At 71.5% G+C, this 23097-nt stretch carries 15 protein-coding genes and 1 riboswitch; of the genes, 6 read left to right on the forward strand and 9 right to left on the reverse strand.

All coding sequences use genetic code 11. The features are described from left to right. Positions 1-243: 243 nt before the first annotated feature. The 6 genes from sucD to P1P70_RS17805 all read right to left on the reverse strand — a co-directional run bounded on the left by sucD (position 244) and on the right by P1P70_RS17805 (position 9286). Positions 244-1128 (reverse strand): succinate--CoA ligase subunit alpha, encoded by an 885-nt coding sequence (gene sucD / locus P1P70_RS17780; protein WP_086804565.1) that lies wholly within the window; start codon positions 1126-1128, stop codon positions 244-246. Positions 1129-1149: 21 nt separating this feature from the next. Next, positions 1150-2328 carry an ADP-forming succinate--CoA ligase subunit beta gene (gene sucC / locus P1P70_RS17785; protein WP_319238490.1) on the reverse strand — a complete coding sequence of 393 codons (1179 nt, stop codon included), beginning with the start codon at positions 2326-2328 and terminating at the stop codon, positions 1150-1152. 644 nt (positions 2329-2972) lie between these two features. Further along, complete coding sequence (locus P1P70_RS17790; protein ID WP_413471485.1) at positions 2973-3962, reverse strand: hypothetical protein; 990 nt, start codon at positions 3960-3962, stop codon at positions 2973-2975. A 242-nt stretch (positions 3963-4204) separates the two neighbouring features. After that, complete coding sequence (locus P1P70_RS17795) at positions 4205-5371, reverse strand: VWA domain-containing protein (protein ID WP_319238493.1); 1167 nt, start codon at positions 5369-5371, stop codon at positions 4205-4207. A 151-nt stretch (positions 5372-5522) separates the two neighbouring features. Next, a complete protein-coding gene (locus tag P1P70_RS17800) occupies positions 5523-8087 on the reverse strand; it encodes a DUF5682 family protein (RefSeq protein WP_413471486.1) in 2565 nt (854 codons plus the stop codon). Next, complete coding sequence (locus P1P70_RS17805; protein WP_319238496.1) at positions 8084-9286, reverse strand: AAA family ATPase; 1203 nt, start codon at positions 9284-9286, stop codon at positions 8084-8086. Before P1P70_RS17805 ends, P1P70_RS17800 begins: the two co-directional genes overlap by 4 nt. 133 nt (positions 9287-9419) lie before the next feature. Between P1P70_RS17805 and P1P70_RS17810 the strand changes: the two genes are divergently transcribed. Both P1P70_RS17810 and P1P70_RS17815 read left to right on the forward strand, forming a co-directional pair. Then, positions 9420-10796: an SWIM zinc finger family protein gene (locus tag P1P70_RS17810; protein WP_319238499.1), complete on the forward strand. Its 1377-nt coding sequence runs from the start codon at positions 9420-9422 to the stop codon at positions 10794-10796. Positions 10797-10995: 199 nt separating this feature from the next. Then, on the forward strand, positions 10996-12651 hold the full coding sequence (locus P1P70_RS17815) for a DUF5691 domain-containing protein (RefSeq protein ID WP_319238501.1): 1656 nt from the start codon (positions 10996-10998) through the stop codon (positions 12649-12651). Between the two features lie 171 nt (positions 12652-12822). Here the strand turns inward: P1P70_RS17815 and P1P70_RS17820 are convergent, their stop codons facing one another. Beyond that, entirely contained in the window at positions 12823-13239 is a 417-nt protein-coding gene (locus P1P70_RS17820) for a cobalamin B12-binding domain-containing protein (protein WP_319238504.1), read from the reverse strand. 649 nt (positions 13240-13888) lie between these two features. Between P1P70_RS17820 and P1P70_RS17825 the strand changes: the two genes are divergently transcribed. Next, positions 13889-14749: a lipase family alpha/beta hydrolase gene (locus tag P1P70_RS17825; protein WP_319238506.1), complete on the forward strand. Its 861-nt coding sequence runs from the start codon at positions 13889-13891 to the stop codon at positions 14747-14749. 411 nt (positions 14750-15160) lie between these two features. Beyond that, positions 15161-16777, forward strand: a complete 1617-nt coding sequence (locus P1P70_RS17830; protein WP_319238509.1) for a M23 family metallopeptidase — start codon at positions 15161-15163, stop codon at positions 16775-16777. Between the two features lie 109 nt (positions 16778-16886). Here P1P70_RS17830 and pcrA read toward each other — a convergent pair whose 3' ends face one another. After that, positions 16887-19403: a DNA helicase PcrA gene (pcrA, locus tag P1P70_RS17835; protein WP_319238512.1), complete on the reverse strand. Its 2517-nt coding sequence runs from the start codon at positions 19401-19403 to the stop codon at positions 16887-16889. 255 nt (positions 19404-19658) lie between these two features. Continuing rightward, positions 19659-19817: riboswitch (cyclic di-AMP (ydaO/yuaA leader) on the forward strand. A gap of 8 nt (positions 19818-19825) precedes the next feature. On the opposite strand from pcrA, the gene P1P70_RS17840 reads away from it, so the two are divergent. Beyond that, a complete protein-coding gene (locus tag P1P70_RS17840) occupies positions 19826-21034 on the forward strand; it encodes an NlpC/P60 family protein (RefSeq protein ID WP_319238515.1) in 1209 nt (402 codons plus the stop codon). Positions 21035-21073: 39 nt separating this feature from the next. Here P1P70_RS17840 and P1P70_RS17845 read toward each other — a convergent pair whose 3' ends face one another. Next, complete coding sequence (locus tag P1P70_RS17845) at positions 21074-21427, reverse strand: hypothetical protein (RefSeq protein ID WP_319238519.1); 354 nt, start codon at positions 21425-21427, stop codon at positions 21074-21076. Between the two features lie 470 nt (positions 21428-21897). On the opposite strand from P1P70_RS17845, the gene P1P70_RS17850 reads away from it, so the two are divergent. After that, a complete protein-coding gene (locus tag P1P70_RS17850) occupies positions 21898-22977 on the forward strand; it encodes an NlpC/P60 family protein (RefSeq protein ID WP_319238523.1) in 1080 nt (359 codons plus the stop codon). Positions 22978-23097: the final 120 nt, after the last annotated feature.

The raw sequence follows: 23097 nt of genomic DNA on the forward strand, positions 1-23097 counted from the left end.
GGTTGGGGAGTTTTTAAAAAGAACCGGTTTCGGTTTGGGTTTGGAGAGCGGCCCCCGGCCCCCTCTCCAAGACCGAACAGAAACTCCGGGCCAAGCTCAGAGCGGAGGCGACAGCCGGGCCGGAACGCCTCCACCCGGAAGCCGACTGAGCGGCAACGCCGCCGAACCGGCCCCGAACACGCCAGTGGGCCCGCCCCCCGGAACACGGGGTGCGGGCCCAGAAAGGCTCAGCCGAGCTGAAGGTCAGCCGTTGAGGATCTCGCGCGCGAGCTTCGCCGTCTCGGTCGGCGTCTTGCCGACCTTGACGCCGGCGGCCTCCAGGGCCTCCTTCTTGGCGGCGGCCGTACCGGAGGAGCCGGAGACGATGGCGCCGGCGTGGCCCATGGTCTTGCCCTCGGGCGCGGTGAACCCGGCGACGTAACCGACGACCGGCTTCTTCACGTTGGCCTTGATGAAGTCGGCGGCACGCTCCTCGGCGTCTCCACCGATCTCACCGATCATCACGATCAGGTCGGTGTCGGGGTCGGCCTCGAACGCGGCGAGCGCGTCGATGTGCGTCGTACCGATGACCGGGTCACCACCGATGCCGACGGCCGAGGAGAAGCCGATGTCACGGAGCTCGTACATCATCTGGTACGTCAGCGTGCCGGACTTCGAGACCAGACCGATGCGGCCCGGCTTCGTGATGTCCCCGGGGATGATGCCGGCGTTCGACTGACCGGGGGTGATCAGACCCGGGCAGTTCGGGCCGATGATCCGGGTCTTGTTGCCCTGCGACACGGCGTACGCGTAGAACGCGGCGGAGTCGTGGACCGCGATGCCCTCGGTGATGACGACCGCGAGCGGGATCTCGGCGTCGATGGCCTCGACGACGGCGGCCTTGGCGAAGGCCGGCGGTACGAAGAGGACGGACACGTTCGCGCCCGTCTTCTCGATCGCCTCGGCGACGGTGCCGAAGACCGGGATCTCGGTGCCGTCGACGTCGACGCTCGTGCCCGCCTTGCGGGGGTTCACGCCACCGACGATGTTCGTGCCGTCGGCCAGCATGAGCTTGGTGTGCTTCATGCCCGTGGCACCGGTCATGCCCTGGACGATGACCTTGCTGTCCTTGTTCAGGAAGATAGCCATGGCTGTTCTGTCCCTCTTCCCTTACTTCGCAGCCGCGAGCTCGGCGGCCTTGTCGGCCGCGCCGTCCATGGTGTCCACGCGCTGCACCAGCGGGTGGTTGGCGTCGGAGAGGATCTTGCGACCCAGCTCGGCGTTGTTGCCGTCCAGGCGGACGACGAGGGGCTTGGTGACTTCCTCGCCCTTGTCCTTGAGCAGCTGCAGTGCCTGCACGATGCCGTTGGCGACCTCGTCACACGCGGTGATGCCACCGAAGACGTTGACGAAGACGGACTTGACGTCCGGGTCGCCGAGGATGATCTCCAGGCCGTTCGCCATGACGGCGGCGGAGGCGCCACCGCCGATGTCGAGGAAGTTGGCGGGCTTGACGCCACCGTGGTTCTCACCGGCGTACGCGACGACGTCCAGGGTGCTCATGACGAGACCCGCGCCGTTGCCGATGATGCCGACCTCACCGTCGAGCTTGACGTAGTTGAGGTTCTTCTCCTTGGCGGCGGCCTCGAGGGGGTTCGCGGCCGCGTGGTCGACGAGCTCCTCGTGGTCGGGGTGGCGGAAGTCCGCGTTCTCGTCCAGGGAGACCTTGCCGTCGAGGGCGAGGACATCGCCGGAGGCGACCTTCGCCAGCGGGTTGACCTCGACGAGGAGGGCGTCCTCGTCGATGAAGGTCTTCCACAGCGTGACGAGGATGTCGGCGACCTTGTCGGCGACCTCGGCCGGGAAGTTCGCGGCCTCGACGATGCCACGGGCGACCTCGGGGGTCACACCGACGTTGGCGTCGATCGGGGTCTTGGCGACGGCCTCGGGGCGGGTGGCCGCCACCTCCTCGATCTCCATGCCGCCCTCGACGGAGGCGATGGAGAGGAAGGTGCGGTTGGTGCGGTCGAGGAGGTAGGAGACGTAGTACTCCTCGACGATCTCCGGAGCGGTCTCGGCGATCATCACCTTGTGGACCGTGTGGCCCTTGATGTCCATCCCGAGAATGTCCGTCGAACGGGCGACGGCCTCGTCCGGGGTGGCGGCGAGCTTGACGCCGCCGGCCTTGCCTCGACCACCGACCTTCACCTGAGCCTTGACGACAGACTTGCCGCCCAGCCGCTCGGTGATCTCGCGCGCCGCCTCAGGCGTGTCGATGACTTCACCGGCCAGCACCGGTACACCGTGCTTGGCGAAGAGGTCCCTCGCCTGGTACTCGAACAGGTCCACGCGCTTCCGTCCCTATCAGTGATCGCGGTTCGTCTTATGCGTGGGCGTGCCGCGAAGGGCAACGTGACATCCGCCGAGAGTCACAAGGGAGGCGCACACGGTGTCCGAGCGCGCGGCATGTCCGTCTCGCAGGTTATCGCTGCTTCCGGGAGCCCCCTAAATCGCGGGTCACACCTGAGCGGTGATACCTGTCACATGATGCCGCGCTCACTGGCACGGCGTGCCGCGCGTGCGGGACCTCACCGGACGGGGGTACGTCCGGTGAGGTCCCCAGAGGCCCTCCACTGATGTGGAAGGGGCCCCCGACGGGCGATCTCCTCCCCATGGGAGACCGACCGTCACCGCCCCTGGCATCCGCCCGGACCGGGCCGACGGCTTTCGGCCGTCCGGGTTTCCGCCGGAGGGGCGGTCGACTGTGACCGCGTCTCCCACGACGTCCACGGCGTTCACGGCGTAGGGCGGCGCGTTACGCGAAGGGGGGTCGGGGTAACCTGGGGCGGGAAGCGCGGTCGATGACGCCGCTGCTCTTCGTGGTCCGCCGCTCCTCCACACCGCGGATCCGCACCGCGGAGGAGCGCCCGCACGGCGCCGACGTGGTCGGCCACCACGGAGCTACAGGTCTGGCGGGGGCTGGGAGGCCGGCGCTAGCCGGGGAACTCGGGGACGTCCCGGTACCGGTCCCGGGTCCCGCCCGCGACATCGGCCACAAAAGCGCCGGCCACGAGGCTCAGCGGCGACGGTTCGAGAGCGGCGACGGCGTGCGGCTCGGCGTGCCGCGGCCCGTGGTTGTCGACGGCGGAGTGCCGACCGAGGGTGCCCGTCGGAAGACCGTCCGGGTTCTGCTGCGCGGCCACACGCACGCCGGGCCCACCCCCGCCGTCCTCGTCAGCGGCGGCCGAGGCCGGAACCCGCACGACCGCCGGGCCACCGGCAACGACCTTCGGCCCGTACGCGACGGAAGCCGACCCGGTGGCCCGTCCGACGTCACGCCCACCGGCACCATCCGAGACCGGGCCCGGCCTGTCGGCCTCCGTCGGCCCCGACTCCTGCGGCACCGCACCGGCAGGGGCGGGCAGTGACTCCACCGGCAAGGTGGTCCCCCCTGGCAGCTCCGGCAACTCAGGTAGCCCTGGCACCCCGGGCAGCGACGGCAGACTCACCGGGGGCAACTGCGACGTCACTCCGCCCAGCCCGTCGGTGACCGACTCCACGAGGTCCCCCACCGGCACCACGACACTCTCGGCGACGGGCTGCACCACGCTCTCGGTGACGGGCCGCACGACCGATTCGGTGACCTCGGTGACCTCGGTGACCGGTCGCACCACGTCCTCCGTGACGGGCCGTGAAACACGCTCGATGACGGGCTGTACGGCGACCTCGGTGGCCTCCCTGGCCTCGGTGACCGGGCGCACCACGCGCTCAGCGGCGGGTCCTGCGACGTGTTGCGTGACGGTGGCCAGGAGGGGCGGCGAAGTCGGTGCCCCGTCCGCGGCGCTCGCCCGCTCCCCGCACAGAACGCCCAGCACGAACAGCCCTCCCACCAACAGCGCCACCCGCACCGGACGGCATCCGGCGGCCCCGCGCGCCACGCGCAGGACGGCACCGGCGCCCGGAAGCGCGGTCACTGAGGTCAAGACGGACGATCCTCCGGTGTGGGGGAACGGCGGAGTACGGGGCGATGATGCGCGAGATACGAACACCCGTGTGAAGGGTGTGAAGTGTTGCAGATCCTCGCACGGGACGCCCGCCGTCGCGCAAGCCCCCTGTCACCGACGCGTTCTCATGTCTGCTTTTCAACCTCCCCTGTCCGGTTACCGTCTGCCGCAACGCTCACGGCCGCCGTGACACTCCCCCATTCACGCCCCCATCCACGCCCTCACGGGCTGTCAGGTATCGGCAACGGCCGCTTCTCGATCGCCGCCGCCATCACCTCCGGGAAGAGGTCGGGCGTGCAGGCGAACGCGGGTGCGCCGAGCGCCGCGAGGGCCGCCGCGTGCTCGCGGTCGTACGCCGGTGCCCCCTCGTCGGAGAGCGCGAGCAGGGCCACGAACTGCACCCCCGACGCCTTCATCGCCGCCACCCGCTTCAGCATCTCGTCGCGTATGCCGCCCTCGTACAGGTCGCTGATCAGCACGACCACGGTGTCCGCTGGCCGGGTGATCTGCGACTGGCAGTACGCCAGGGCTCTGTTGATGTCCGTGCCGCCACCGAGCTGGGTGCCGAAGAGGACGTCGACCGGGTCGTCGAGCTGGTCGGTGAGGTCGACGACGGCCGTGTCGAAGACGACGAGCCGCGTGCTGATGGACCGCATGGACGCCAGCACCGCACCGAACACGGAGGCGTAGACGACGGATGCCGCCATGGACCCCGACTGGTCGATACAGAGGACGACCTCCTTCTTCACCGACTGCGAGGCCCGGCCGTACCCGATGAGCCGCTCGGGTACCACGGTCCGGTACTCCGGCAGGTAGTTCTTGAGGTTGGCCGCGATCGTGCGGTTCCAGTCGATGTCGTGGTGGCGCGGCCGGTTGACGCGCGCGCTGCGGTCGAGTGCGCCGGTGAGGGTGGCCCGGGTACGGGTCGCGAGGCGCTTCTCCAGATCCTCGACGACCTTCCGTACGACGGCCCGCGCGGTCTCCTTCGTCGTCTCCGGCATGGCCTTGTTGAGGGAGAGCAGGGTGCCGACCAGGTGGACGTCGGCCTCGACCGCCTCCAGCATCTCCGGCTCCAGCAGCAGCGCGGAGAGTCCGAGCCGGTCGATGGCGTCCCGCTGCATCACCTGGACGACCGAGGAGGGGAAGTACGTCCGGATGTCCCCCAGCCAGCGCGCCACGGACGGCGCCGACGCCCCGAGCCCCGCTGAACGGTTCTGCCCCACCCCCGACTTGTCGCCCTTCCCGTACAGGGCGGTCAACGCCTGGTCCATCGCCGCGTCCCGCCCGCCGAGCGCGCACCCGGTACCGTCCGCGGCCTCCCCGCCCAGCACCAGCCGCCAACGCCGCAACCGCTCGGCGGCCACATCCACCTCGGCCTCGGCCGTCATCGGTCCGCCCCCGCACGGAACCGGACCCAGAGGGGCATCACCGTGACCGTCGCCGGACGGTCACCCGAGCGCGACCCGTGCCCATGACCGGTCCCGTCCCCACCGTCTCGCGCTCCGGCGGCCCGCCTCGGCTCGCGCAGTCCGTCACTCGTCATCCCGCCACCCCCACAAGGTCGTTGTCGCCGGCCTTCTTCTGCTCAGTCAGACCCGTCCCGCCACTCTCCGGCCCGCCACTCTTCTGCCCGGCGTTCTGCTGCCCGCCGTTCTCCTGCCCGGCGTTCTCCCCGGAGCCGCTGCCTCCCCGAGCGCCCTCGCGGTCGTCGTCCAGACCGAGCAGCAGCCGCACCACCGGCAGCACCGCGTCGGCGCGGTCGCTGTCGAGTTCGTCGGCGAAACCCGGTATGCCGCCACCAGCGGCCGTCGCACTCGTCCGCCGGTCCGGCCCGCGGCGGACGAGCTCGCCGAGTGTCCGGCGCACCCCCGGCTCGTACGCCGAGAACGTCCGGCGCAGCAACGGCAGTACGTCCGTGAACGCGTCCCCCGGCACACCGGTGAGCCAGGCGTCCACCAGCCCCAGGAGCCGTTCGTCATGGACGAGCAGCATCCCGCCGCCGGAGCCTCCGCCGACGAAGCCCTCGATCCAGGAGGCCGCGTCGGCCGGTGCCGTACCCGGCGAGAGCACGAGCCCCATGAGCCGGGCGGCCTCGTCCTGTGCCAACTCCCCGTCGTCCAGCAGCAGTCGTACGACCCGCCCCCGGATGACACCGGGCACCGTGTCCCGTCCCGACAGCACGTGGAGCACCGAGTGCCATCGGGGCCGCAGGCCGCCGCCCCGTACCGCCGCCGCCCGTTCGCCCTGCACGGCGTCGTCCCGTGCCGCTCGCTCCCCCGGCACAGCGTCGTCCAGCAGCCCCACCGCCCCGTGCACGGCGTCGACATGGCGGCTCATCTCCTGGGCCGCCTCCGCGTCGAGCGCGGCGCACGCGGGCGGCAGTCCGACGAAGACGCGCTCCGCGAGGCCCGCGGCGACCTCGGCCAGTGCCCGGGTGTCGGTGGCGCGGACGTCGCCGTAGCGGAGGGAGCGGACGAGCGCCGGGAGCGCCTGGGCGAGGTGGCCGACGTCGGCGTCGAGGGCGGCGCGGTCGGCGAGGACGCGCATCACCACGGGCAGGGCGTCCGGGAGTTCGGCGAGGAGGCAGTGCTCGGCGAGGCCGGTGATGTCGGCGAGAGAGCGGGCCGTGACGGCGTCCGCCTCGGCCTTCGCGGTCGTCGCCGCGAGCACGGTGGTCCCCCAGACACCGGCCTCGGCGACGCGCACGGACAGTTCGGGCTCCCAGCGCAGCCGCCAGGTCTCCCGGAAGGTGCCCGTGCTGCCGCGCGAGGTGGTCGGCTCGCCCCAGGCGACGCCGAGCAGCCGCAGTCGGTGCAGCAGTCGGCTGCGCTCCGCGTCGTTCTCCTTCCGCAGGTCGAGCTCCAACTCCCGCTCCAGCGCCTCCGGCTTGAGCCGCAGCCGCCGCTGCAGCCGCGTGAGGTCCCGCTGCAACGGCACCGTCGGCGCGGACTCCGGCACCTCTCCCAGGGCGTCCCCGACCACCAGCCGGTCCCGCACCAGCGACAGCGGTACGTCAGAGCCGTCGCACATCACCGCCCGTACGGCGTCGGTGGTCTCGGTCAGGCCGGGCAGCGGGCGCCCGCGCATCGCGGCGAGCGTCTCGGCCAGCCGTACCGCCTCGATGACGTGCGCGGAGGAGACGATCCGGTCCTCCTCGCGCAGCAGTCCGGCCACCTTGGTGAGCCAACGCTCCACCGGACGGTCGGGCGCACCGAACAGGTGCCCGTACCAGCCCGGCGAGTCGATGCCCGCGCCGTAACCGCCGGCCCGGGCCAGTCGCCGGTTCGTCCACGGCACCCAGGTCATGTCGGCCTTGACCTTGGGCAGCCCCTTCAGCAGCGCGCGGTCGGCGGCCACGGTCCGCTTCTGCCGCAGCGCGGGGACATGCCAGGCCCCGCACACGACCGCCACGCCGTCGTCCCCGAACTCCTTCTGCGCGGCCCGGACCTGCAACCGCATGTACGCCTCGCGCACCAGGTCCCGGTCGCGGCCCCCGGTGCCGTACGCCTCCCGGAGCACCCCCATGGCCTCCTCGAGCACGGCGAACGGCGCGAAGACGTCCCCGCCCGTCCCCCGGTGCTCGACCACGTCCTCCCACCACCGCTCGGCGTCGTCGTACCCGGCGGCCTCGGCGAGCGCGGCCAGCGGGTCGCCGCGGAGCGGTTCCTCCTCCGGAGGCGAGGCCGACCCCTCCGGCTCCGCGTCGGCGTCCTCCTCGTGCTCCCGGACCAGCGAGTGCGCGGCCGGCAGGTCGATGAAGCGGGCCGGCACGCCGTGCGCCAGGGCCCAGCGGATGGCCACCCACTCCGGGGAGAACTCGGCGAAGGGCCAGAAGGAGGACCGGCCGGGCTCGTCGACCGCGTGGGCGAGGAGGGCGACCGGGGGCCGCATGTCCTCGTCGGCCGCCAGCGGGATCAGCCCGTCGGCCTCCGGTGGACCCTCGATCAGCACCACCCGCGGCCGGGCCGCGTCCAACACCGCCCGCACCGCCCGTGCCGACCCCGGCCCGTGATGCCGCACCCCGAGCAACAGCGGCCCGTGGCCTGCCCCGTCGGTCCTGACGGCGCCGCCGCCCGGCGGCGCTCCCTCCGCCCGCTCGCTCACGCGCTCACCTCCCGGCAGGCTCGGTAGAAGTCGGTCCAGCCGTCGCGTTCGCGGACGACGGCCTCCAGGTACTCCTGCCAGATGACGCGGTCGGCGGCGGGGTCGCGGACGACGGCGCCGAGGATGCCGGCGGCGACGTCGGAGGGGCGCAGGACGCCGTCGCCGAAGTGCGCGGCGAGGGCAAGCCCGTTCGTTACGACGGAGATCGCCTCGGCGGTGGACAGCGTGCCGCTGGGCGACTTCAGCTTCGTCCGGCCGTCGGTCGTGACGCCGTCGCGCAGCTCACGGAAGACCGTGACGACGCGGCGGATCTCGTCGACGCCGTCGGGCACGGCCGGCAGGTCGAGGGACCGGCCGATCTGGTCGACGCGGCGCGAGACGATGTCGACCTCGGCGTCGGCACTCTCCGGCAGCGGCAGCACCACGGTGTTGAAGCGGCGGCGCAGCGCGCTCGACAGGTCGTTCACGCCCCGGTCGCGGTCGTTGGCCGTGGCGATGAGGTTGAAGCCGCGGACGGCCTGCACCTCCTGCCCCAACTCCGGTATCGGCAACGTCTTCTCGGACAGGATCGTGATCAGCGTGTCCTGGACGTCGGCCGGGATCCGGGTCAGCTCCTCGACGCGTGCCGTCATGCCCTCCGCCATGGCCCGCATGACGGGGCTGGGCACGAGGGCGTCGCGGCTCGGGCCGTGGGCGAGCAGCCGCGCGTAGTTCCAGCCGTACCGGATCGCCTCCTCCGGGGTGCCCGCCGTGCCCTGCACGAGCAGCGTGGAGTCACCGCTGACGGCCGCCGCCAGGTGTTCGGAGACCCAGGTCTTGGCGGTGCCGGGCACGCCCAGCAGGAGCAGCGCGCGGTCGGTGGCGAGCGTGGTGACGGCGACCTCGACGATGCGGCGCGGTCCGACGTACTTCGGTGTGATGACCGTGCCGTCCGGCAGCGTTCCACCGAGCAGATAGGTGGCGACGGCCCACGGCGACAGCTTCCAGCGGGCCGGCCTGGGCCGGTCGTCCTGGGCGGCGAGCGCGGCGAGTTCACGGGCGAAGGCGTGCTCCGCGTGCGCCCGCAGCACCTCGCCGTCGGGGCGGGCGCCCGGGTGCGTGTCCGGGCGCGCCTCCCCACGCGTGTCCGTGTGCGTGTTCGCGGGCGCGGACTGGTTGTGGCTCGGGTCGACAGTGGTCGTTCCAGCAGACGCAGGCATGGCTGAGTCCCCCTCCAGCTCGGCCGGTTCGGATCTGCTGACCACACTGCACCACGCCACTGACAATCCAGTCTGACCTGGGGAAATTGGATCGCGCAAGCCAATTGTCAGTGGTGGGATCTACCTTCAGAACATGACTCAGCAGGGGGTGCGCTGGACGGCTGAGCAGGTGCTGGCATTGGCACCTGACGCAGCGTCGCGCAAAGCCGGAAGCAAACTCGCCGTGGCCGGACCTTGGTCGTCGGCGGGTACTTCGGACGAGGGGACGGTGTGGGGACTATGCAAAGGCAGTGGCAGCAAGCCGTATCAAACAGTGATCGACGTCGCGGACTCCACCGGGCCCGCCTACAAGTGCAGTTGTCCGAGCAGGAAGTTCCCGTGCAAGCATGCGCTGGGGCTGCTCCTGCTCTGGGCGGGCGACGACACCGCGGTGCCTCCTGGTCAGGCGCCGGACTGGGCGCAGCAGTGGCTTGCCGGCCGCCGCACGCGCGCAGCGGAGAGGACGACGAGGACGGACGCGGCATCTGGGGCCACGTCCGCTGACCCCGAGGCGGCGCGGCGCCGAGCCGAGCGGCGCGCCGACCGGATCACCGCGGGCGCGGCGGAGCTCGAACAGCGCCTGACCGACCTGTTCCGCGGCGGCCTGGCCGCCGCGGAACAGGCGGGCTACGCGCTCTGGGAGGAGACGGCGGCCCGTATGGTCGACGCCCAGGCACCCGGACTGGCGGCCCGGGTGCGGGAGTTGGGTGCGATACCGGGCTCGGGCCCGGGCTGGCCGGTCCGTCTCCTGGAGGAGTCCGCCCTCCTCCATCTGCTGGACCAGGGGTGGCTGCGCCGCGACCACCTCCCGGAGGGTCTCGCGGCCACGGTCCGCTCCCGGATCGGACTGTCCGGCTCCCCGGACGGCCCACCGGTCCGAGACCGCTGGCTCACTCTCGCCCAGTACGACACCTCCGACTCCCGCCTCACCACCCGCCGCATCTGGCTGTACGGCACCGGTTCGGGCCGTACGGCACTGCTCCTTTCCTACGGGGCCGCCGGCCGCGCCCCCGAGCTGTCGCTCCCGGTGGGGCTGGCCTTCGAGGCCGAAGTCACGGCGTATCCGGGCGCAGGACAGCTGCGCGCGTCACTGGGCGAGCGCTTCACCGCGCCCGAGCCCTCGTCCGTACGCCCGCCGGGCGTCACCCCGTCCGAGGCGGCCGCCCGGTACGGCGCGGCCCTCCAGGGCGACCCCTGGCTCGACTCGTACCCGGTCACGCTCACCCGTGTCGTACCCGCCCCGGACGGCGACTCCTGGCAACTGATCGACGCCGACAGCGATCTCGCCCTTCCTCTCACCTCTTCCGCCCGCTCCCGCCCCGGTCTCTGGCGCCTGGTCGCGCTCTCCGGCGGGGAACCCCTCACGGTCTTCGGGGAGTGCGGCCATCACGGCTTCACACCACTGACGGCCTGGGCCGTCGACCGCGAGGGTGCCACGCAGTCCACCGGGCAGGCGGTGGCGCTGTGTTGAGACGAGACGGCGGACCGCTGCACGAGTCCGCCAACGCCCGTGGCAGCGGCAATGGAGGGAGCAGCGGCGAGGCCGGCGGTCGGTCGTGGACGGCTGCCACCGCCGTGTGCGGCCTCCCCGGGCAGCGGCCTCCCCGCGTCCTCGGCCCCGCCACACCCTCTCTGCCTCACCCCACTGTCGCCGTACGGAAGGACCCCACATGAGCAGCACCCCAGGCGTTCCCTCCCTCGCGGCGGCCGAGCCGGCGCTCGCCTGGGAGGAGTTGGTCACCACCGCATTGCTCGGCACGGACCGGCGTACGCCGCCGGGGGCGGTGTCGGGCCGGGAGGCGCCGGTCGCCCTGTTGGACGCGGCGGCCGTGGCGACCGTCCGGCGCAGGGCGGGGATACGGCCGGTACGGGCGGCGGCGCGGCCCGCACCGGCGGCACCGGACCCACGTCCGCCTCTGTCACCGGCCGCGACGCGGCGGCTGACGACACTGCTGGCCGACCGCCCCGGCCCCGGCGGTGGACGCCGGGGCACGGCACCCGACCTGATGGAACTCCTCCCCCAGTGGCTGGCCCTGGCCAACGCATACGGTTACTCCGCGCCTCCGGAGGTCCTGCCCGCCCTGCTGGACGCGGCTCGTGGCCGTACGGATCTGCGTCCCGCCGTGCTCGCCTTCGCGGGCGCGCGGGCCCTGTGGCTGGCCCGGCTGAACCCTGACTGGCGTTTCGCGTTGCGTGCGGCGCCCGGTGGCGGCGAGGTGCTCCCCGGCCCGGACGAACCCGAGCGGGTCCGACGGCTCTGGCAGGAGGGCCTGTTCGCGGAGCGCGTCGCCCTGCTCACGGCGATACGGGCCCAGGATGCCGCCGCTGCGCGTGAGGTGCTGTCGTCCACGTGGTCGACGGAGCGGGCCGAGGACCGGCTCATGTTCCTCGACACGCTCCGTACGGGACTGGAGGCGGCGGACGAGCCCTTCCTGGAGGCCGCGTTGGCCGACCGCAGCCGGAACGTCCGCGCCACGGCCGCGGAGTTGTTGTCCGCGCTGCCGGACTCGGCGCTCGCGCGGCGGATGGCGAGGCGGGCGACCGCGTGCGTGGCCGTCGACCACACCGGCGGCGCGTCGGCGGCCTCCGGGGCGACCACGATCGTGGTCGAGGCCCCGCACGAGTGCGATCCCGGCATGGAGCGCGACGGTGTGCTCCCCAAGGCCCCGGCCGGCCGGGGTGAACGCTCGTGGTGGCTGGGCCAGCTGGTGGAGGCGGCACCGCTCGGGGCCTGGTCGCGGCGGTTCGGGGGGCGTACGCCGGAGGAGATCGTGGCGCTGCCGGTAGCGGACGACTGGCAGGGCGAGTTGCACGGGGCATGGTGCCGGGCGGCGGTGCGGCAGCGGGACCCGGGGTGGTCGCGGGCGTTGCTGGGGGCGCCGTCCACGCCGGAGGCCGGCGGGCCGGGCGCGGTGTCGTTGGCCGAGCGGGCGAAGCTGTTGGCGACCTTGGAGAGCGGGGAGCGGGCCGAGTGGGTGGCGGGGTTCATCGCCACGCACGGCCTGTCGGAGGCGTTCCAGCTGCTCGGGGTGTGCGCGGTGCCGTGGGCTCCGCCGCTGGGGCGGGCCGTGGTGGACGCGCTCAACATCGCGCGGGACGCCGGGAGTTATCCCTGGAGCTTCAGTGGCGTGATGGGGCTGGCCGAGCGGTGCCTGGACCCCGCGGAAACGGTGCGTCTCGAACCGCTGACGGCCACGCCGGAGGACGCGGAGGATGCGGCGCCCGGGGCCGGGGGGTACTGGGCCGAGGCGTTCCAGCGCCTGACGACGACCTTGCGCCTACGAGCAACGATGAGAGCGGAGCTGGTGCCCCCGGGGGGTGCGTGAAATCAGGCCCTGCGGGCCTCAAAGACGACGACGCGGCGGCGGCCGGAGGGCGACGGGGCGACCAGCTCGCAAAGCACGGGGCGCAGCCCCTGCTTTTCAGGGGCGCGGTGAACTGCGCGAGAAGCCCCACCGGGCCGGCAGTCGACAACGCCCCCCGCCCACACCCCCCGCTCAAGCCCCCGCGGGCTGCCGCACGTTCGCCCGCACCCACTCCACGATCGACGCCGTCGTCGCCCCCGGCGTGAAGATCTCGGCAACACCCTTGTCCTTCAGCGGCGCGATGTCCGCCTCGGGAATGATGCCGCCGCCGAAGACCAGGATGTCCTCGGCGTCGCGGCCCTTGAGGAGTTCGATGACGGCCGCGAAGAGCGTGTTGTGGGCGCCGGAGAGGATGGAGAGACCGATCGCGTCGGCGTCCTCCTGGATCGCGGTGTCGACGATCTGCTCGGGAGTCTGGTGGAGGCCGGTGTAGATGACCTCCATACCGGCGTCGCGCAGCGCCCGCGCGATCACCTTGGCCCCGCGATCGTGGCCGTCGAGTCCCGGCTTGGCCACCACCACGCGGATCGGACCGGCTGCCACACCCATCACTGCCTCCATCAAACGACTGCACCGACCCATGACGGAACACGGCGGAAACTGCCGCACGAACCAGGCGAACCGCATACATCACGGCCCCAGGTCCATGGAACACCTACCCACACCGCATACCGGCGAAGTGAACGAACGTTATCTCCAGGATCCCGCAACCGGCAGTTTCGCGGTGCAGAGCGAGGGGGAAATCACACGGTGGGACACGTTCGCCGCGCACTGCTCCCGGATTCCGCGGCTCACGCGTCGCGGGGACCGAGGTGATCACGGAGGTGATCGCGGCATCCGGACCGTTTCCGGGCCGCCGGCCGGAGGCTCCCGTGGCGTGCGCGCCACGGGGAGGCGTGCGCAAAGGAGAGTCGTCGGAAGGGGCCGCACCGACCCACCGCCCGCGGGAGGCCACGGTGGCGGGACGGATCGGCACCGGCAGACGGCAGAGGGCAGGGCAGCGGGGAGTCAGGAGGGCAGGACCCCTCGTCGCGTGATCGGCGTCCCACACGCCGCACACGCACCGCACGTCACGCACGCCACACGCACCGCGTCACGTCGCATCGCACCCGCCGTCCGCCGCCCGCACCGCCGCTCTCTCCACTTAGGGCACACGGGGGACAGAAGCGTCCGCCCGTCTGCCGACGGGAGGTCGGGCATGAAGGTCACCAAGGCGGTAGCGCCCCTTGTTCCGCTCTGCGAGCGATTCCTGCCGACCCGGCTGACAGGCCTGTCCGTGGCCCTTCTCAAGGCGACCGCCCTGGAGTTGGCGATCCTCGCGGGGCATCTGCTGCTCTATCCGTCCGGGATGACGCAGGAACGAAGGGCCGCGCCCACGCTCCCCACGCCCGACACGCCCCGGCTCCCGACCGAGGAGAAGCCGCCGGTCGTCCTGCTGCACGGGTTCATCGACAACCGCTCGGTCTTCGTCCTGCTGCGCCGCTCCCTCGCGGGGGCCGGGGGCCGCCACCTCGAGTCGCTCAACTACTCGCCCCTCACCTGCGACATCCGCGCCGCCGCCGAGTTGCTCGGCCGACACGTCGAGGACATCTGCGAGCGCACGGGCCAGGAGCGGGTGGACGTCGTCGGCCACAGCCTCGGCGGGCTGATAGCCCGCTACTACGTGCAGCGCCTCGGCGGTGACCACCGCGTCCGTACGCTCGTCACGCTCGGGACCCCGCACGGCGGCACCCGGGCCGTGCCACTGGCGGACGCCCACCCGATCGTCCGGCAGATGCGGCCCGGTTCGGACCTGATGGCGGAACTGCGGGAGCCGGCACCGGGCTGTCGTACGCACTTCGTGGCGTTCTGGAGCGATTTCGACCATGTGATGACTCCGCCGGAGAGCGCCTGCGTCGACCATCCGGACCTGATGGCACAGAACATCAGGGTCACCGGGATCGGCCATCTCGCCCTGCCCGTGCACCCCGCCGTCGCCACCGGAATCCGGGAGGCGCTCGACACGTCGCAGACGGGCACACGCACGACGGCCCACCCAGGCGGCCTGACCGTGGCTTGACGGCGGCCTGACGGCGACTTGACGGCGACCTGAGGCAGTGACGCTCGCCACAGACGGCGAAATGCGGACGTAAGGCGGTAAACGCGGCGCGCGCCCACGCGCCCCCGCCACGCGCCCGACTCGGGACACCCCTCCCGACGGCAACTACGCGCCCCACGGTCGGGCCGCCGTCACCCGGAGAAACGTCTCACCCCCGTCGCCACGGGCGTCCCACATGCCGCACACAGCGATCGACTATCGAACAATCTTCGAACGCCAGGCCAAAGTCGTGCCCACAGACCGCCGAAAGACGCTCGAATGCCCGTTTCCTGCGCGCGTGAAACCCGTTGAAGATTGTCGCGCCCGCATACCGCCGGGTACAGTCACCGCACTGCTCTGCCAGCCCCTGTCGTCGAGGCGAAAGAGAAGTTGGTGAACGATCGTCACCCGTCGGGGACCGCAACACCCCCGGCTCCGGCTTCTGAAGCCGACCCGGCGCACTACGCGTCGTACGGCCACCAGGAAGGCGGCTACGGCGACTTCACCACGTACGGCGAGTACCCCGCCACCGGTTTCGAAACCGGCTCCCACGCGAACACCGCGAACGCCACGGGCACCTTCGCGGTCGACCCCCTCTTCGGCGACATGCCGGGCAACGACAGCGGCACCGGCTCCTACGACGCCACCCAGTGGTCGACCGGCAGCCACCAGACGCTGAACTACGACCCGTACGCCGCGCAGCACCAGGCCGCGTACGACACGGGCAGTTACGACACGACGTCCTGGTCGTCCGGCTACGAACACCTCTCCCAGGTTCCGACGCAGCCGACGGGCCCCGACGCGAGCGGCCAGTGGGACGCGAGCGGCTGGCTGCAGGCCGAACAGTCCGACGACGCGGACCAGTTGGGGCAGGGCGACCAGACCCAGCAGTGGATCGGCACCCAGCACTTCGACACGGGCGCCTTCGACGCCACCCAGTGGAACAGCGACGGCACACCCGTCGGCGACGAGCACGATGGCAGCGCGGCCGAGTCGTACGAACACTCCGGCGGCGCCTCCGAGTCGTACGACGCGCACGACCACCCGCAGACCGTCATGGTGGACCTGTCGGCCGAGGCCACGGACTTCCACCAGCAGGCGACCGCCACCTTCGAGCAGATCGCCCCGTACGACCAGGACGAACACCCTTCGGCGGACGGCGAGTTCGAGACCGACGGCGCGGAACGTGCGGCACTCCTCGACGGCGAGGAGGAGGTCGCCACGGCGGCCACCCGGAGCGCGGGCCCCGGCCGGGCGGCCACCCGCGCGGCCTCACGGTCACGCCGGAAGGCTCCGGCCAAACGTTCCGCCCTGCTGACCGTGGCCGTTCCCTCGGCCTGTGTCATGGGGGTCGCCGGGATCGCGGCGGCCTCGGTCGGTGCCACGTCCGACGACACGGAGACGACGGCGTCGGTCAAGTCGGACGCCACCGCCGTGAAGCCGTCCACCGCCAACAACCAGCTCGACACCCAGCTGGAGAGCCTCTCCGCCGAGGCCGACGACTTCGCCGACCGGGCCAGCCGGACGCAGGAGCGCATCGACCTCAAGGCGCAGCAGGAGCTGGAGCAGAAGAAGGCCGCCGCCGAGGCGGCCCGCAAGGAGCGACTGCGGCCGAAGTTCGCGCTGCCGGTCGCCAAGCACGGGCTCAGCGCGTACTACGGACAGTCCGGCGTCAACTGGATGTCCCTGCACACCGGTATCGACTTCCCCGTCTCGTACGGCACTCCGGTGATGGCCGCGACGGACGGCACCGTGCACACCCAGTGGAACAGCGCCTACGGCAACATGGTCATCGTGACCGCCAAGGACGGCACCGAGACCTGGTACTGCCACCTCTCCACGTACAAGGTCGCCTCGGGTACGACCGTCAAGGCCGGCGACACCATCGCCTACTCGGGCAACTCGGGCAACTCGACCGGCCCGCACCTGCACTTCGAGGTCCATCCGGCGGGCGGCTCCGCCATCGACCCGCTGCCGTGGCTGCGCAGCCATGCATTGGACCCGACGTAACAGTCACCTCTCGCGGCGCCCCCGGCGGGCGCAGCACACAGACACGAAGAACGGGCCCCTGCTGCGAGCAGCAGGGGCCCGTGTCGTATGTGCGGCACGGGCCCGTCCGCTACAGCTTCTCCACCGGCGCGTACCGCAGCAGCAGCCGCTTCGGCTTGGTGTCGCCGAAGTCGATCGTCGCCTCCGCGTTCGCTCCCGACCCCCCGACGCCGACGACCGTGCCGAGGCCGAACTGGTCGTGGGTGACGCGGTCGCCCACGGCGAGGGAGACCACCGGCTTCTCGTCGCCGCGGCGGGTCGCGAAGCCGGACGCGCCGCGGGCCGAGGAACGGGAGCGGGAGGACGACAGCGAGGCCGCGATGCCGGCCGCCGGACCCGAGGACACGGGTGCGGAGGCGCCCGTGCGCTTCCACTCCAGGTGAGTGGCCGGGATCTCCTCCAGGAACCGGGACGGCGGGTTGTACGAGGGCTGGCCCCAGGCGCTGCGCAGCGTCGACCGGGTGAGGTAGAGCCGTTCACGGGCACGGGTGATACCCACGTACGCGAGGCGGCGCTCCTCCTCCAGTTCCTTGGTCTGGCCGAGGGCGCGCATGTGCGGGAAGACGCCGTCCTCCATGCCGGTGAGGAAGACCACCGGGAACTCCAGGCCCTTGGCGGTGTGGAGGGTCATGAGCGTGATGACGCCCGAGCCGTCCTCCTCCTCGTCGGGGATCTGGTCGGAGTCGGCGACCAGCGCCACCCGCTCCAGGAAGTCGGAGAGCCCGACGGTTGTCGTACCCGCCGCCTCACCCTCGGCCTCGCCCTCTCCGGCACCGGCTTCCTGTTCGAACTCCAGGGCGACGGCGGCGAGTTCCTGGAGGTTCTCGATACGCGTCTCGTCCTGGGGGTCGGTGGAGGCCTGCAACTCGGCCAGATACCCGGTGCGTTCGAGGACCGCTTCCAGGACCGTGGCCGGTCCGGCGCCGGACTCGACGACGGTCCGCAGGTCCTCCATCAGCGTGTTGAACCGCTTGACCGCGTTGGTCGACCGAGCCGCCATGCCGTACGCCTCGTCCACCCGCTTCAACGCCTGCGGGAAGCTGATCTTCTCCCGCTGGGAGAGGGCGTCGATCATCGCCTCGGCCCGGTCGCCGATACCGCGCTTGGGCACGTTGAGGATGCGGCGCAGCGGGACGGAGTCCTCCGGGTTCGCCAGGACCCGCAGATACGCGAGGACGTCCCGGACCTCCTTGCGCTCGTAGAAGCGGACGCCGCCGACGACCTTGTAGGGCAGGCCGACGCGGATGAACACCTCTTCGAAGACGCGGGACTGGGCGTTCGTCCGGTAGAAGACGGCGACGTCGCCGGCCTTCGCGTCGCCCGCGTCCGTGAGGCGGTCTATCTCGTCGGCGACGAACTGGGCCTCGTCGTGCTCGGTGTCGGCGACATAGCCGGTGATCTGCGCGCCCGCGCCCGCGTTGGTCCACAGGTTCTTCGGGCGGCGGGACTCGTTGCGCTCGATGACCGCGTTGGCCGCGCTCAGGATGGTCTGCGTGGAACGGTAGTTCTGCTCCAGCAGGATCGTGGTCGCGTTCGGGTAGTCCTCCTCGAACTGGAGGATGTTGCGGATGGTCGCGCCGCGGAAGGCGTAGATCGACTGGTCCGCGTCACCCACGACGCACAGCTCGGCCGGAGGCACGTCCCACTCGTTGGGCGGTACGTCGACCGGGTGCTCGGAGGTGCCGACCAGCTCTCTGACCAGGGCGTACTGGGCGTGGTTGGTGTCCTGGTACTCATCGACGAGGACATGACGGAAGCGACGGCGGTAGTGCTCGGCGACGTCCGGGAAGGCGCGCAGCAGATTGACCGTCGTCATGATCAGGTCGTCGAAGTCCAGCGCGTTCGCCTCGCGGAGGCGGGACTGGTAGAGCGCGTAGGCCTGGGCGAGGGTCTTCTCGAAGCCGTCGGCGGCCTGGGCGGCGAAGTCCTCCTCGTCGATCAGCTCGTTCTTCAGGTTCGAGATCTTGGCGCTGAAGGACTTGGGCGGGAAGCGCTTCGGGTCGAGGTCCAGATCACGGCAGACGAGCGCCATCAGCCGCTTGCTGTCGGCGGCGTCGTAGATCGAGAAGGAGGACGTGAAGCCGAGCTTCTTCGACTCGCGCCGCAGGATCCGGACGCACGCGCTGTGGAAGGTCATGACCCACATCGCGTGCGCGCGCGGGCCGACGAGCTGCTCGACGCGCTCCTTCATCTCACCGGCGGCCTTGTTGGTGAAGGTGATCGCGAGGATCTGGCCCGGGTGGACCTGCCGCTCGCCGAGCAGGTGGGCGATGCGGTGGGTGAGCACGCGGGTCTTGCCGGAACCCGCGCCGGCGACGATGAGCAGGGGGGATCCGGCGTGCACCACGGCCGCGCGCTGGTTCTCGTTCAGCCCGTCCAGGAGGGCCGCCGCGTCGATGGCCGGGCGCGGGGCGCCGCCCCGGTAGTACTCGTCCCGGTCCGGTGGCACGTCGAACTTCCCGCCGAACAGATCGTCCGGAAGCGGCTCCGGTACGTGGTCGTCCTCGGGCGGTGGCGGGGGCTCCTCCGCGTGGCCGCGGGGGGCCTGGAGGTCCGCCAGGAAGCTGTCGTCAAAGAGGCTGCTCATCGCTCTCCGAGTCTAGGCGCCCCCACTGACAGCGAGGGGCCGCCCCGGGAAGTCCACACCCGCCACTCAGCGCGCTCACCTCACGACGGTGAGCGATCGAGCGTACCGCCTGTCGCGCGAAAGAGGCTAAGGTCACGAAAACGTATCGGGCATATCGAACATCAACCTTCACACGGGCCACACGAGTTGGCTAGCTTCTTCTTTAGGTCGTACGACACAACCGGCGAACGTCGCCGGGCCGCACGGCCTCCGCCGAGTCCGGGTACGCCACTTGCGGCGCCGGAGCCGGGGACCCACCGACCTCTGGGGTGAATCGACCCGACCGCCGCTCGCGGCAAGGGTCGTAGGGCAAACCTTCCGAAGCTTGCGCCCGAACCCGACAGCTAACTCGGTAGGCGGACAACGGAAGGAGACGCCGCACCATGGCGCCGCACCGCAAGCCGCGTCCGACCGGCCGGACGCGCGCGGGCATACGCACCCCCGCTCTCGCCACGGCCGCCCTCACCTCCGTGGCCCTGCTCTCCCAGACGGCCACCGCCGCCCCCTCCGGCGACGACAGGCCGAGCCTGGAGGAGGTCGAGAAGAAGGTCGACGACCTCTACCGCCAGGCCGGGTCGGCGACCGAGAACTACAACGCGGCCAAGGAGAGGACGACCAAGCAGAAGAAGAAGGTCGACACCCTCCTCGACGACGTCGCCCAGCGCACGGAGAAACTCAACGAGGCGCGGGAGGAACTGGGTGCGTTCGCGGCGGCCCAGTACCGCACCGGTGCGGCCACCCCCGACCAGGCCTCGCTGCTCCTGGCGGACAACCCGCAGGACTACTTCGACCAGAACCAGCTGATGGACCGCTTGACGGACCGTCAGAAGCAAGCGGTCGACGCGTACGTCACCGAGCAGGCCGACGCGGCGGAGCAGCGCCGGACGGCGAGCGACAGCCTCGAGAAGCTCACCGAGTCGCAGAACGCCCTCAAGACGAGCAAGGCCAAGGTCCAGGCGAAGCTCGCCGAGGCCCGCGAACTGCTCTCCACCCTCACCGCCGAGGAGAAGGCCCGGCTCGCCGCGATCGAACAGCGCGAGCAGGAGGAGGCCGACCGCAAGGCGGAGGAGCTCGCGCGCCAGCAGGCGGCGCAGGCGAGCCAGGAGACCCAGAGCATCCAGGAGACCCCGACCGCCCAGGAGACCCAGGAGGCCCCGGGAGGGACCGCCGGCGGCACGGAGACGTCACCGGGCACCGCCGGGACCACCGCCCCGGTCGAGGACTCCACCTACGCGGCGAAGGCCACCAAGGCTCTGGCCTTCGCCCGCGCGCAGATCGGCAAGCCGTACGTCTGGGGCGCCACCGGACCCGGCTCCTACGACTGCTCCGGCCTCACCTTGGCCGCCTGGAAGGCCGCCGGCGTCGACCTCCCGCGCACCACCTACGACCAGGTCGCGGCGGGCACCACCGTCCCCCTCGCCGACGCCAAGCCGGGTGACCTCGTCTTCTTCTACGACAACATCGGCCACGTCGGCCTGTACATCGGCAACGGCATGATGATCCACGCCCCCAAGCCGGGCACGTACGTCCGCGAGGAGTCGGTCTTCTACGACGGCGAGTCCTCGATCCACAGCGTGGTGCGGCCGGCGTAGCCGGGATCGGCCGGGGCGGGCTCACGGACAGGGTTCGCCTCAGGTCCAGAGCACCGCGATGAAGACGTTCGCGGTGGTCAGCGCGCCCACCAGGGCGAAGAGCGGCTTCTCCACCGGCTCCTCGTCGCGCTTCACATAGACCAGGCCGAGGATCACGATCAGGAGGGCGAGCTTGATGCCGATCTTGATGTTGTTGACGGGCTGGTCGTCGGCCTGGTTGAGGCCGACGAGGAGGGCGCCTGTGACGAGCATGGTGAGGGCGCCGTGCAGCATGGCGGGGACGAAGCGCGCGGTGCCCTGACCCATGACCTTCAGCTGGGTGAGGAAACCACCCAGGAGGGAGGCGATGCCGATGATGTGGAGGGCGACGAGGATGTGGATGAGTACGTCCATGCGCGGAGCCTAATGAGGGGCCCGAGGCCCGCCGGGCACCGGGGCGGGCGCACAAGGGACCGCGAGCGGCACCCCCTGATGATCTTGCATATATGCGCTCCATAGCACCGAGACTCCCCCGGCCGGTCCGAAATCTCCGCATCGGTCATCGCACAGCGTGAAGTCGGCGGCGCCAGGGCCAGATCTCGGTCACATACGGTCACCTCGCAGTCGGTGCACGCCACTTCCGCACAACGCGTTACCGAGCCATCACCGTCAGGTTTAGCGTCCTCCCTCAGGTGACCGGCTCCCCACCGCCGCCCGGGCCAGGGGCGGCAGTCGGCCACCACCGCCGAGAAAGGTCCGGCGGCGCCCCGCTCCCCCTGTGCGGGCCGCCGCCGGACGCGTAACCGCTCCCCCCAAGCGGTCCGTACGGACAGACGATGTTCGTACTGCGGACGGCGGTCGTACGGAGAGGACGTGGACTCCACGTGGCAGCGCACCGCAAGCCCAGACAGCGCTCGCTCGGCGGCCATACGGCCCGCACGGCCGCGACGATCGCCCTCGCGGGCGCGGCGACCGCGACCGGTTTCGACGGCACCGGGCATGCCGACCCGCAGCTCTCACCCGAGCAGGTCAGGGCGAAGGTGGCCAAGCTGTACCAACAGGCCGAGGTCGCCACCGAGAAGTACAACGGCGCGAAGGAGAAGGCCGACAAGGCGCAGGAGAACCTCGAAGAACTGCGTGACCAGGCCGCCCGCCGCACCGAACGGCTCAACTCGGCCCGGGACGAACTCGGATCGCTGGCTGCGGCGCAGTACCGGGACGGCGGCATCGCCCCCTCCTGGCAGCTCGCTCTCTCCGCCGACCCCGACCAGTACCTGGACGGCGCCGCCCTCGCGGAACGCGTCGGCAGCCGGCACTCCGCGGACGTGGCGAGCGTGCAGAAGCAGCTGCTGGAGATCGAACGCCTGCGCGGAGCCGCCCGCGTGGAACTGGGCACGCTCAAGACCCGGCAGACGGAACTGAAACGGCACAAGAAAACCGTCACCTCCAAGCTGGCCGACGCCCGTCAGCTGCTCGGCCGACTCACCACCGAGGACCGCTCGCGCTTCGACACCCGCAGCGGCACCACGGGCCACGCCTCGCGCTCCTCCACCACGGCCCAGCGAGGCCTCACCGGCCCCGTCTCCCCCGCCTCCGCCACGACCGACGCGCCCAACTCCCGTGCCGCCGCGGCCGTCTCCTACGCCTACTCCAAGATCGGCAGCCCGTACGTCTGGGGCGCCACCGGCCCCAACGCCTTCGACTGCTCCGGCCTCACCCTGGCCGCCTACCGCGCCGCCGGCGTCTCCCTCCCCCGCACCACCTACTCCCAGATCAACGCCGGGCCCCGTGTGGCCCGCTCCGAACTCCGCCCCGGTGACCTCGTCTTCTTCTACTCCGGCATCAGCCACGTGGGCATCTACATCGGCAACGGCCAGATGATCCACGCCCCCAACCCCTCGGCCCCGGTGCGCGTGGCACCGCTGGACGAGATGCCGTACGCGGGGGCGACCCGGGTGGCCTGAGCGGGGCCCTGAGCCGGTGGCCTGCGTGTGTGAGGGTGGGCGGCGAGTAGGGGGTGCTCCCTGAGCTGTGAGGCACACACGGCGCGCCCGCTGTTCTTTTAAACAAATTGCCCCTCCCCC

This window comes from Streptomyces sp. MB09-02B (genome assembly GCF_033794485.1).
Lineage (GTDB): Bacteria > Actinomycetota > Actinomycetes > Streptomycetales > Streptomycetaceae > Streptomyces.